The sequence below is a fragment of the Paenibacillus uliginis N3/975 genome, assembly GCF_900177425.1.
GTDB lineage: Bacteria > Bacillota > Bacilli > Paenibacillales > Paenibacillaceae > Paenibacillus_AQ > Paenibacillus_AQ uliginis.
The window spans coordinates 5,186,480-5,199,324 of the sequence record NZ_LT840184.1 but is presented as its reverse complement, the minus strand read 5'-3'; the positions used below and the strand labels follow the sequence as shown (position 1 = coordinate 5,199,324).

At 43.5% G+C, this 12,845-nt stretch carries 8 protein-coding genes and 1 riboswitch; of the genes, 6 read left to right on the top strand and 2 right to left on the bottom strand.

Annotation, left to right across the window (positions count from 1 at the left end):
• Positions 1 to 17 precede the first annotated feature (17 nt).
• Both B9N86_RS24330 and B9N86_RS24325 read right to left on the bottom strand, forming a co-directional pair.
• A complete protein-coding gene (locus tag B9N86_RS24330) occupies positions 18 to 842 on the bottom strand; it encodes a carbon-nitrogen hydrolase family protein (RefSeq protein WP_208915675.1) in 825 nt (274 codons plus the stop codon).
• Positions 843 to 854: 12 nt separating this feature from the next.
• Complete coding sequence (locus B9N86_RS24325) at positions 855 to 1,814, bottom strand: MTP-1 family protein (RefSeq protein WP_208915674.1); 960 nt, start codon at positions 1,812 to 1,814, stop codon at positions 855 to 857.
• A gap of 144 nt (positions 1,815 to 1,958) precedes the next feature.
• Between B9N86_RS24325 and B9N86_RS24320 the strand changes: the two genes are divergently transcribed.
• The 6 genes from B9N86_RS24320 to B9N86_RS24295 all read left to right on the top strand — a co-directional run bounded on the left by B9N86_RS24320 (position 1,959) and on the right by B9N86_RS24295 (position 12,766).
• Positions 1,959 to 2,828: a helix-turn-helix domain-containing protein gene (locus B9N86_RS24320; RefSeq protein ID WP_208915673.1), complete on the top strand. Its 870-nt coding sequence runs from the start codon at positions 1,959 to 1,961 to the stop codon at positions 2,826 to 2,828.
• A 137-nt stretch (positions 2,829 to 2,965) separates the two neighbouring features.
• Positions 2,966 to 3,661: a response regulator transcription factor gene (locus B9N86_RS24315; RefSeq protein WP_208915672.1), complete on the top strand. Its 696-nt coding sequence runs from the start codon at positions 2,966 to 2,968 to the stop codon at positions 3,659 to 3,661.
• Between the two features lie 20 nt (positions 3,662 to 3,681).
• Positions 3,682 to 5,115, top strand: coding sequence for a sensor histidine kinase (locus B9N86_RS24310; protein ID WP_208920713.1), 1,434 nt, complete (start codon positions 3,682 to 3,684; stop codon positions 5,113 to 5,115).
• Between the two features lie 99 nt (positions 5,116 to 5,214).
• Entirely contained in the window at positions 5,215 to 5,982 is a 768-nt protein-coding gene (locus B9N86_RS24305; protein WP_208915671.1) for an ABC transporter ATP-binding protein, read from the top strand.
• A gap of 5 nt (positions 5,983 to 5,987) precedes the next feature.
• Complete coding sequence (locus tag B9N86_RS24300; protein WP_208915670.1) at positions 5,988 to 8,399, top strand: ABC transporter permease; 2,412 nt, start codon at positions 5,988 to 5,990, stop codon at positions 8,397 to 8,399.
• Between the two features lie 140 nt (positions 8,400 to 8,539).
• Positions 8,540 to 8,740: riboswitch (cobalamin riboswitch) on the top strand.
• 153 nt (positions 8,741 to 8,893) lie between these two features.
• Positions 8,894 to 12,766, top strand: coding sequence for an S-layer homology domain-containing protein (locus tag B9N86_RS24295; protein ID WP_208915669.1), 3,873 nt, complete (start codon positions 8,894 to 8,896; stop codon positions 12,764 to 12,766).
• Positions 12,767 to 12,845: the final 79 nt, after the last annotated feature.

Here is a 12,845-nt window from a genome sequence, read left to right as displayed (position 1 = left end):
GCTCTGACCTACCTGTTTTAGTATTTGGGATTCGGATTCTCTGCCAATGACCCGTATAATTCAGGTCTTCTGCTTCGTAAGATAGGCTCTTGTTTCCGCTCTTTCAAGATGAGGGATAAATCGATCGTACCGATTAATACGCCTTCTTCATCTCCTGCTTCGCATACGACTTCACCACGAGGATTCACAATTTTACTTAAACCGCAATAGGTACATTCACCGTCTGTTCCAACCCGATTAATAGCTACTGTAAAAATCTGATTATCCTGTGCTCTGGCACAAGTACGAAGGTTCAGTAAATATTCGAAGTTTTTAGGAACGGCTGAAGGAATGAAAATGGCTTCTGCACCTTTAAGCGCCATAATACGAAACATCTCTTCGAATGCGTGGTCATAGCATGTCGCGATTCCTATTTTCATTCCTTTGAGGTCAAATACCGGGAATTCCGATCCACTCCGGAAATATTGATGCTCGGTAGGGTAAAGATGAACTTTTCTGTATTTGCCAACATAGTCACCATTCTCGTCAATCACAAACGTTGTATCGTATAAGACGGATTCCTGAAGTGAATCCTTTTCTACAATATTGGCTATAATCGCAGTACCATATTTTTTTGCCTTTTCTGCCAACCGATAAACCGTGGGCCCAGGCACCGTTTCAGCCAATGTGTAGAAATCATCGTTAATCAAGCCAAGATGATATCCTGTAGTAAAAAATTCAGGCAAACATAGCACATCAACATCTAACCCTACCTGATCAATATATTTTTCCGCTTTTTGAATATTGGCTTCCTTATCCTTTATTACACAGTCCATTTGAACGATACCAATTGTTAATTCCATCTTGTTCTCCTCCTAAGCAAATGTCACGATCTGGCCGTAACCTTCGAAAGGATAGTCAATCACAATTCGACCGACTTCCGTATCCCCGATGCCGCTGTATAGGTTAACTTTGCCGTCTTGACGCATTTCAATGCCTGCCGTGAAGGCACAATCCGTCAGAACGGGCTTTTTAGCTGGTCCTTCAGGATAGCAGGGACGTGTACCGATGATCTTGACATCTAGCGCTTCATTTGTGGCTGGATCTAGAACAAAGGACATGTTCATGTAGGTTTGAATCATATGTCCTTCTTCATTCATTGACTTATAGCAGATGTGTCCGATTACGCCGATTTTTCCACTTTCCAAATAGTAGGCTTGGTTACAGCCGCCCCATTCGTCCTTAGCGAACAAATCTGGAATGTATGGAGCGTTCTCGATGAGATCAGTCGACAGTTCATCCAGATTGTTGATGACAGTGAATCCGATAAGTGATTCGCTTCCGTATTTTTGACGTATTTCCTCGCTCCGTGGTCTGGAGAACACGCCTATTTTATTCCCTGGCATTTCTACCAGTCGAATATCTTTCATATTATCCGGCCCGGTCGTAAAGTAATAGAGATCGTTCAGGTCGGTGCCTCTATAGAAGTAACCGAAGAACTTGTCGACATTTCCCTGTTTGTAGCGGACATGCGTCCCACCGAGCACCAAGGTACTTCCGACCACACTTACATACGGATCTTCAAGCTGATAAATCATAGAGTCCGGCACCAGTGTCCATTCATCATTACCACTCTTCTCAAACAGGCGAACCCAGGAGCGAGCCCATTCTTCACGTTTTTCGATTCGTCCATAGATATAACGTTTGCCATTCCATTCAAACGGAATGGATGCATTGTAAACATCATATCCCGCTACGCCGTGAAAAGTGAGTTTTACACTTTCGTATATATGTTTGTTCTCTTCGAATTGTTTACGACGTTTCATAAGATTCATGTTCAACATCTCCTTAGTCATATTCGTTAGTTAACTTTTCTATCGCTATCGTAAATCATGGAGAACTGTAAATCTTGCTTTGTTTTGATTAACGATTATGGTATTTTGACATATGAGACAAGCTGATGATTGGAGGCTGGGAAAATGGAGGTCAAGAAGCTGCTCGCTTCGGAGGGAATTGATCCGGATATTCAGGCGCATTACCGGTTCATTACATCAATCCGAAATACGGCGGAAATTCATACGCACGATTTCTTCGAATTGTTTCTTATATTAAAAGGCAGTGTTATCCATTGTATAAACGGAACGCGGCAAAGGCTTGAGGAAAATACACTTGTATTCATTCGGGATCGGGATGTACATTACTATGAGCAAACGGAAGAAGGGGATTGCCAGTTCATTAATCTCTCGTTCAATAAGGAAGTCGTTGCAGCTTTGTTCGATTACCTTGGCGAAGGTTTTCCAAAGCTGCAGATTCTGAATCCAGACATGCCTCCGACCGTAATTCTCTCCAAGACGGAGAAGGAATATGTACGATACCGGCTTGATAGATTGAATCTCATTCCACATACGGATAAAGCGCACGTAAAAGCTGAAGTAAGGGCATTGCTAGTGGAGTTATTCTCACGTTATATGACAGTAGCAGAGAGCCCTGATTGGAGTGAGCAGCCGAGTTGGCTGCAGGAGTTATGCACGGAGATGAAGAAAAAAGAAAATTTTATAGAGGGAATATCAGCTATGCTCCGGGTGTCAGGCAAGTCGCATGCGTATGTGTGCCGAATGTTTAAGAAACATTTGGGAATTACCCCAATACAATATATCAACAGGTTTAGATTGTCCTATGCAGAAAATTTGCTTCTCAATACCGATATGGAGATTGTGAATATTTGCTTCGAGGTCGGCCTTGAGAACATGAGTTACTTTTATGACTTATTCAAGCGGCAATTCAATATGACCCCGCATACTTATCGTGTAAATGGAGAAAGGAAGACTAGTATTAAGAAGATATATTAGAGAGAAAAATTTATCTGCCACTGAGCAAAATAAGTTTACCGCTAAGCTGCTGATTTGTATGATCTTTCCATCCCCCTTATCCCATGCTACTATGATAAATAAAAGAAAAACTATAAATACATAGTGGAGAATACACAATGAGCAGATCAAAGAAAATACTCGTTATTGAGGATGAACAAGATATTTCCCGTGTTATCAAAGATTACTTAACCGTTAACGGATATGAGGTTTTGGTTGTGGATAACGGTCAGGAAGGCCTGAAATTAATCGACACCTTGTCGCCCGATTTTATTATTCTGGATATTATGCTTCCGGATGTGGATGGGATTGAGCTCTGCCGTCAAATACGTGAGACATGCATCACGCCTATTCTGATTTTGAGCGCCAGGGGCAGTGATACGGACAAAGTGCTTGGACTTGGATTTGGTGCGGATGATTATATGACGAAACCGTTTTCTCTAAGTGAGCTCGTGGCTAGAATTAACGCCCATCTGCGGAGAGGGGACATGGATAGCAGGCCCAAGCATGATGAACTGCTGCAGTATGGTAGCCTTATCATTGATAAGAAAGCCTACAAGGTAACGATAGAAGGTCGAGAGATATCATTATCTGCGAAGGAATTTGAACTGTTGTATTACTTGTCCAAGCATAAAAATCAGGTGTTCTCTAAAAGTCAGTTATTAGATGCAGTATGGGGTTACGAAACCTTTGGAGATGAAAGCACAATAACCGTTTATATTCGAAGATTGCGAGAAAAGCTGGAGACCGACCCCTCAAATCCAACGTTTATTAAAACGGTCTGGGGCGTTGGTTATAAATTCAGCTTGGATTAAGTCTGGGGATGGAGAATACGATGTATGTAAACCGGTGGTTAAGAAAGTGGATTTACGCTGTTTCGATATGTCTAATCATCGCGATCGGATGTGGAGCGTACATCCTGTGGGGCGGGAAAGAGGACAAGACCCCTACGAGCTATGTGATTAATCAAGTGCGTATCAAGGTCAATGATATGATGTTATTTCTTGAACAACATCATCAAGTGATTGCCAGCGATGCGACGATACGAGAGACCTTGCGGAAGATGAGTGAAACTAGTGGGGTAAACCTTCTGTTTTCTCAGTTGGATGGCAAGGTTATTTTTCATTCTTCCCCTGAGGAGTTAATACAGACTATCGATTTAAGGAATTCACTTCATTATGATTTATATCTTTCGAGAGTAGATAAAGATTTTTTCAAAATAGCCTTTCCCGTCATCAGCCAAGAATCCCAAACTCAAATCGGAAACGCCATTTTTACCGTGCCGGCAGATCAGGTTATCTATGAACCATCGGATGATCTCCCCCTCTTTCCTTTAATCCTGATGATTTCATGTGTATTAATAGTATTTACTTTACTGTGGTTCCTTAGAAAGAAAATCAACAACGATACCATCCAGCCGATCCAGAAATTGAAATACTATTCGGAAGCCATTCTGAAAGGGGATTACGAGCATAAAGCGGAGTATGGTCGCATGGATGAAATCGGAGAAGTGTATGCCATGTTCGACCAGATGAGGCTGGAGATTATGCACCTTAGCAAACGAAGAGATGAGCAAGATAAAGCTCAGAAGGAGCTGGTTTCGAATCTATCTCATGATCTCAAGACGCCCCTCACGACGGTAAAAGCATACCTTGAGGCGATACGTGCAGGGATTTGTCCTGACATGGAATCGGTTATGGAATATATCCAAGTGATGCAAACCAACACACAAAAAATGACAGCGCTTATAGATGATCTGCTCTTGCATGCATTAAAAGAGTTAGGGCAAATTTCAGTCTGTCCAATAGAGCAATATAGTAAAGAGATCCTGTTAAACATCATTAAGCCGATCGCTCATTCCGTTCGTACCGCCGGGATTACCTTTATCGAGCCAGTAGAGATTCCTAATGCACTCATCAATGTGGATGCAAATCGGCTGGAACAGGTGATTTCTAATCTGATTGCGAATGCCTTGAAGCATACATCTCCAGGTGATTCCATCCGAATTGGCATTGAACAGGAGCGGGATCAGTTAACCGTCACGATTGCAGATACAGGCCAAGGAATTCTACCGCAGGATATGCCGTTTATTTTTGAACGTTATTTTAAAGGTCAGGTGGACAATCTGTCTGTTAAACAAAAAAATGAGGGTTCAGGATTGGGCTTGTCCATATGCAAATATATTATTGAAGCGCATAAGGGATCGATTTCCTTTAAAAGCAGACCGGGTCAAGGAACCACTTTTTATTTTTCCATTCCATTATGCTAAGCCGTGGTCTGTAATACTTTATTAATAATCTGATAAGCAGCATGCAAGAAAAGCCCTTTACAATGGCAAATATACTGAATTGCAGGAGGGCATTAATGAATGACGGCCAAAAAAACGATGATTCATGCAACTAACCTCTGTAAAACTTACTCTACCAGCAGCGAACAATATCATGCCATTCGAAATCTCGATATCGATATTTACCAAGGAGACTTCACGGTTATTATGGGAAATTCCGGTTCAGGAAAATCGACATTGCTCTATCTTCTAAGCGGACTGGATAGCGTGACAGCTGGAGAGGTGTATTATCAAGAACAACATATTAATTCTTACAGCGAAAAGAAAATGGCAGACTTCAGGGCACGGAGGATTGGATTCATCTATCAAGGAATTAATTTGGTGCCTGATCTCACTTTTGGGGAAAACATCGCATTGCCTGGCTATATCGCCGGCAATAAGAAAAATGAAGTGAAGAAAAAGGCGCTTTCGCTCATGGAAGCAATGGAGATTGAGAACCTGAACAATCGTTTGCCAGCTCAAGCTTCAGGGGGACAGCAGCAGCGGGCAGCCATTGCCAGAGCACTGATTAATTCTCCGGAAATCATTTTTGCCGATGAGCCGACAGGCAGTTTAAATTATGATCAAGGCGTCGCGATATTGGATATTTTAACGGATATGAATCGTCAAGGGCAATCCGTTGTCATGGTTACGCATGATATCAAAGCGGCTTGCAGAGCTGACCGGCTCATTTTTATTAGAGATGGCAAAGTGGGCGGCATTCTGGAATTTGATAAATATCAATCGGACAATGACGACATCCAGGACAGAGAAAATATTATATTTTCTTATGTGTCAGGAAAGGAGTGACGCGGGTGAATACGGTGTGGACTCTTTTCCTATCTAACCTAAGAACGAAGAAAATCCAAAACGGACTTACAACGGTGCTCATTCTGTTATCTACGCTACTTCTGTCAACCGCAATGACTGTAATCTCAAACACACAAAATTTATTTACAGACATGCATACGAAAGCAAACGGTTCTCATCAAATTTTGATGTTGGGAAATGGTCTGCATGATCCGATCGTTTTCAAACAATGGTGGGATGAGCAGCAGGGGGTTACGGCGTCCGAGCTGATACCATATCGAAATCTGTCAGGAATCACCCATCAAGGAAAAGAAATTAATAATATCTATATGTTTATGATGGATACAGCAGAGCTTCCCTTTACGGTTGATAAGCTGATCTGGGCGCAAGGAGATGAAAGAAGCACCCCTGAGGTCGGGACCATCTGGATACCCACTTCGTTTTTTTATTCCAATGGAATTGAAGTAGGTGATAAGGTAAGTTTTAAAACAGGCAAGAGTACATTTGAGTTGAAGGTAGCAGCAGTTGTCGTAGATATGCCTTTTGGAGCTCCGTTCACAAGAAACGCCCGCATCTGGATGAACACGCAAGATTATAAAGATCAGTTTCAGTCATTGCAGGGAAAAGACATGTATATGATGGGACTTCGCTTTGACGATTACGATACCAATACACAGTATTGGGACCGCTTCGAGAAGCAGGCCGGTACGCAGTATCTTGAATATAAAATGGAATTCGAATCGATATCGTCATTTTATCTAATTATGAATAAAGTAATCGGCTTTGTTATGATTTTTCTCGGAGCTGTCATGCTGCTTGTGGCCTTATTCACAATTGGGTTCACGATTTCAGACGCGATATTGGCGAATTATCGAACGATTGGGGTATTGAAATCTTGTGGGCTATCTTCATTTCGAATCATTGGAACCTACATGTCTCAATATGCTTTTCTATCGATCATCGGGATTATTCCTGGGTTAGCTGCCAGTCAGTTTTTATCCAAAGTCATTGTAGAGAGCTCGCTGTCATCTTTGAAAACAAATCGTTCAGAGCTATCGATGCAGGGTAATTTCACGGCTCTAGCAGTCGGAATATGTGTATTTGCCCTGGTCATTCTATGTGTGTTGTTCTATGCCAATAAAGCCCGTTCCGTACAGCCTGTGCAAGCAATCCGGTATGGCATGTCTGAAATGGATAGCAGTAAATGGGCAAGACGTGTACGTTCGAATGGAAATCGTCCAGTTGGATTCGATCGACTTCCCATTATGTTCGTTATTGGTCTGCGTAATATGTTGAAGAATGTGAAAGGTTCTATTCTCATGTTTATTCTAACCGTGATTACATCAGCCGTTCTTGTATTCGGATTTGTGTTGTTATACAGCGTTTATTCCATTCAACGAACGGCGTCATCATGGGGATACGACAATTCACATATTGCAGTAGAAGTCTTTAATCAAGCAGCATTTTCACGTACTCAATTTGAAGAAGATATGCTGTCCGATCCAAGAATCAAAAATTTCGGGTGGTTTGGGAATGTTACGGGAGTGGTTCCTTCAGAACTATCCGATCGTTCCGGAGATTCGAACACCTCATCCATGAATGTCTATATCGGTGTTGCTGATGGTAACTATGATGATCTGGGGTATTCCACATTAAGAGGAGCCAATCCCCTTCACAAGAACGAAATCGCTATTGGTATCAACGTATCGAAGAAGCTTAACAAAGATATTGGTGATGTGATAACGGTGTACATCAATGGAAAACCGTATTCGCTCATCGTTACAGGAATTTATCAAGCGATCTCCAATATGTCCTATTCTGCAAGAATAACGATCGATGTGATTAAAGCAGATCATCTGGACTACAGCAATGCAGAAACATATTTTATCAACCTGCATGATAGCAGCCAGTCCGATCAGGTCGTAAGTGATATTAATGAGCAATATAAGGAAGCGCTCTCCGCATTAACTCAGAAAACGCTACTAGATTCCGTATTTAAAGAGGCTGTCGGCCTGCTTATCTTGCCAATGAGTATGATGGGATTGTTGTTTATTGTTGTCACTTGCATCATTATTTACATCACTTGTCGTATAAATATTAGAAAAGACAGCAAAACCTATGGCATTTACAAATCACTTGGCTTAACATCGAATAGGATTAGATTATCCGTAGCCCAAGGGATCGTTGCTTTATCCGTCATCGGCGCGCTACTAGGCATATACGTCGGAGTATACCTTCTGCCTATGTTGCTGGAAAATATATTAACATATTATGGGATTGTGGAAGTACCTCTAATTATGCATTGGGGCGGTATTATTGGAGTTGCAGTCGTAAGTATCATATCGGCAGGGGTTGGTTCTTGGCTGTCGTCCAGGGTAATCGCGAACACATCCCCTCGGATATTGGTGATTGAGTAAAAATATAACGAAGTCTAGGCCCTTCTCTATATAGAAGGGTCTTATTGCTTCATGTAGGCCGTTTTTTGTACTGTCTATGAGAAATTCCTTTGTGAAATATACCAATCTTTGTTAATATAAAAAAAAGTCTATCAAAATTAAATAGAAACAGCTTATATGGTGCTGATGCATAAAGTATGCGGCTTAATAGGGAAGGTCGATGAGAGTTCGACGCGGTCCCGCCACTGTAACGCAGAGCTGACAATCAAGGTAGTAGTCCACTGTTAACGATTTTAAACAGGAAGGACGATTGTCAAGCGATGAAGCGAAGCCAGGAGACCTGCCATGTAAGTGCTCTATATTTCTCACGAGGATGGGAGGGAGATGTTTATTTGTGCAGCTTGTTTACAGTTGCACGTTTGCTTGGTTATGCGAGACAGGCCTTAGAACATCTTTCTAATACGGAAAGATGTTTTTTTTATTCCATTTTGACGATGAGGAGAACGTTGACACCTATGAACAGATTGTTGAAGCAAAGTATATCTGCACTATTAAGCGTTGTGTTATTGCTTACTCTACTGAATCCACAAGTCGTGAGTGCGGCGAGTGGTCAAAGCAATACACAATTAGACAGCATGATTGAAAGTACAGTTAATTATTATAAAGAGTACTATGAGGAAGATCCTACAGCCACCATTGATTCCTGGTGGCAGCTTGTTGGCCTATGGGGCGCAGGTCAGGATTTGCAAGATGGAACGTGGAAACTGCCATCTTGGGAAACGAAAGCACCAAGACTTAAACCTGATGCCGTAAATTTAACTGATCATGTTCGGTATATTTTCGCACTGCTCGCCATGGGGAAAGACCCGGCTCACGCTTGGGAAACCGATCGAAACCTATGGGCGGAACTTGCTACCCATCAAAATCAAGAGACGGGCGGCATTGGCGGTGTAAATAAACATATTTGGGCGATGCTTGCTCTGGATGCCGGAGAGAAGCTCGGACAGAATGTAGGCTCATGGAATGCTGAGTCCAAGCAAAAAGCGCTGCAATACCTGCTCAAAGCGCAGTATGAAGACGGCGGCTTTGGTCTGTCTGCTTCAGGAGGAGAAAACAGCGATACAGATATTACAGGCATGGCGCTGCTTGCGCTGGGGCAATACAAGGGGCAGAGTGAAGTTGATGCTGCCATTGAACGGGCCAAGAATGTCTTAAAGGATCGCCAGCTAGAGAATGGTGGTTTTAATTCTACGGGCACTTGGGGCTCTGGAGATAATTCGAACAGCTTATCTACTTCGGTATCCGGTCTGGTTGCCGTAGGCGAAGACATGATGTCGCCCGCTTGGCAGATGAACGGGAATACCGTCGTTGATGCGTATGCAGGATTCCAATTGGATGACGGCTCGTTTAAATGGAAAGCAGAAGATACCGATAAAAACGGAATGTCGACTGAACAGGCTCTTATCGGTTTACTTGATATTCAGCATGGAAAGTCGGTATGGAAGCGAATTGCCGAAGGGAGTCTTCCACCGGATCGTCAGCCTGTGATATCGTCCACATCTTCCATTCAGCAAGGCACTGTAGATCCTTCGATTGAAATACAGCTTGTTGGCGATACGTTTTTATCCGAGGCAGTACAGGTTGACAGTTGGTCTGTAATTTCAGAGACTACTGGGCTGAACTTAAAATCGATATCGCTGCTTACGGATCAACAAGCGAAGCTTGTCTTCGAAGGTCAAGCGGCTCCAGGCTATATTTCCATTCAAGCGCTGGCAACAGCAACAGCAGGGAAAAAGACAAGTAATGAAGTTGTCATAAGTGTAAATGAAATTCCGGATCCAAACGGTGACCATACGATCGTCATTGACGAGAATGAAACCAATGTGAGTGTCGGGTCGGATCAGGATCCGCTGTCCTCAAGCAAAGTTACACTTGCATTTCCAAAGAACGAACTGCCGCATGTAACATCGGCAACAGACAGTACTTATTTGGAAGTTGACCCGAATACGAATGTCATTTCAGCATGGGATAACAAGCTTGAATTACCGCATCGCTTGAATACGAATTATGATCTTTTGCTTAACAAGATAAATGAAGTTTTGTCCTCTGCAGACAAAGAGATCAAGGGGATTGATCTGCGCGTAAAAGTGGGCGGTGATCAGGATATCCACTTCAACCAGCATGTGACATTAACCTTGAAGGGTAAAGGATATGCAGAAGCTGGATTTATCGATGCAAGCGGGGCATTTACACCGATTCCGAAATATGAGGATTCGTCGGCACGTAGTAACGAGGTTTACGCTTATGTCCATGACGGCGATCTAATCATTAAGACTACGCACTTTACTGAATTTGTTGCCTATACTACACAAGAGAAGGAAACAACCGGAGGAGATAACGGTTCTGGCAATGGTAATGGCAATGGTAGCGGAACCGGAGGAGATAATGGATCGGGCAATGGCGGCGGTGTAGTTCCTCCGATTACGAAAACAATTACATTGTCTGCTGAAAAACGCTCCATAGGTGAAGGAGATATTATAGCACCAATAAGCGTTACAATTCAGGATGGGGATAATGCTTTTACAGCACTGAAAAGAGCAGCTGATCAAAGAGGGATCTCAATCGACTATACTGGCTCCGGGGCTTCGCTTTATGTGCAAGCTATCGACGGCCTGGGAGAGTTCGATAAAGGCCCCCTAAGCGGATGGATGTATTCCGTCAACGGCACATTCCCGAACTATAGTGCCGGTCTATATACATTGAACAATGGCGATACTCTCCGCTGGCAGTATACAACGAACCTGGGTAAAGATATTAACGGCGGCCTTGATGGCGGTACTGAAAAACCAGGTCAGCCAGGACAACCAGGACAATCTGGTCAACCTGGCACTTCAGGAGTTCCGGGAACAGCGGGCGGAAATACGATTCCTCCGAAGCAGATCGAAGAATCAGCCAAGCTCCAGAGCCTTATTAACGGCTCCGCTGCATGGATCTTAAACAACCGTAAGTTCTCCGTTCAAGACAACTTTAACGATTGGGATGTTTTGGCGCTGGCTCGTTCCGGCAAACAAGTGCCATCTGTGTATTACACGGTACTGGAGAGCTTCGTTAAAGAGAAAAAAGGCGAATTCCGGTTGGTTACGGATTACGAACGCATGGCATTGGCGGTAATGGCCATTGACAAGGACCCAAGCAACATCGCGGGCTATAATTTCCTGGAAAAAATTTATAACAACGAGCGTATGAAAAATCAAGGGACAAATGGGCTGGTATTTGCTTTGTTAGCATTGGATGCAAGCAAGTCAGCTATCCCTGCTGATGCGCTCTGGACAAAAGACAAGCTCGTAAAACAAATCCTCGACCAGCAAAATCCAGACGGCGGATTCCCGATCAGCAAAGAGTCGAACGCTGAAAGTGACATCGATATGACAGCCATGGCGCTTCAGGCCTTGGCGAAATATCAGGATCGCAAAGAGGTGAAGGCAGCAACAGATAAGGCGTTGACATGGCTGTCGTCGCAGCAGCTTCCGGGCGGTGGATTCAAGGCTTGGGGTGTTGAAACGAGTGAGAGCATCTCACAAGTGATCATTGCCCTGTCCAGTCTTGGAAACAGTCTGGAAGATAAGAGATTCGTGAAGCAAGACGGCGATTTGTTGAAAGCATTGCGTACGTATCTCAATAAAGACGGAGGCTTCGCTCATGGACGCGGAGAAGCCAGCAATTATATGGCGACACAGCAAGCGCTGCTGGCGCTCGCAGCCTATGATCGCATGCTGAACAATCACAACAGCCTGTTTGATATGACAGATGTGAAATCAACAGGTACCTCGCAACCAGAGACGGCTGCACATCCATACGCAGATGAAGCTTCCATAGCTGCCTGGGCGAAGGAAGCGGTCAACAAGGCAACCGAACTCGGATTGATGCAAGGAACGAGCGGTGAGGCGGCCAAGTTCGAGCCGAAGCGTGAGTTGACTCGTGCCGAATTCGCAGCGTTAATCGTCAGATATGCCGGCTTGGAGCCAAAAGGTAAGAATACAGGGTTCAAAGATGTTGACGCCAAGTCCTGGTATGCAGGTTACGTTGCCACTGCGAAGGAAAAAGGATTGATTTCAGGTGTCACAGCCAATACGTTTGCACCAAATCAAGCCATTACGAGACAAGAGATGGCGACAATTCTGGTTCGAATGAAAGGCCTGTCTAAGGACACAGATACCTCTGCAGGTCTGAAAGATCAAAAGCAAGTGTCCACATGGGCATTGCCTTACGTCAAATATGCTTATCAAACAGGACTCATGTCCGGTGATGGTGGGTACTTTAGACCAATGCAACATGTGACAAGAGAAATGGCCGCGGTGGTCATCGTCAGACTGCATGACATTCAATAATTAGTATTTGTGAGAGAAGGAGAGCAATCTCCTTCTTTCCATTTCAAAAGTTATTCAAAAAACATTCTATGCATCATCG

Coding starts and splice junctions, on each gene's coding strand:
- B9N86_RS24330 (WP_208915675.1), bottom strand. CDS start 842: ATGGAATTAACAATTGGTATCGTTCAAATGGACTGTGTAATAAAGGAT.
- B9N86_RS24325 (WP_208915674.1), bottom strand. CDS start 1,814: ATGAATCTTATGAAACGTCGTAAACAATTCGAAGAGAACAAACATATA.
- B9N86_RS24320 (WP_208915673.1), top strand. CDS start 1,959: ATGGAGGTCAAGAAGCTGCTCGCTTCGGAGGGAATTGATCCGGATATT.
- B9N86_RS24315 (WP_208915672.1), top strand. CDS start 2,966: ATGAGCAGATCAAAGAAAATACTCGTTATTGAGGATGAACAAGATATT.
- B9N86_RS24310 (WP_208920713.1), top strand. CDS start 3,682: ATGTATGTAAACCGGTGGTTAAGAAAGTGGATTTACGCTGTTTCGATA.
- B9N86_RS24305 (WP_208915671.1), top strand. CDS start 5,215: ATGACGGCCAAAAAAACGATGATTCATGCAACTAACCTCTGTAAAACT.
- B9N86_RS24295 (WP_208915669.1), top strand. CDS start 8,894: ATGAACAGATTGTTGAAGCAAAGTATATCTGCACTATTAAGCGTTGTG.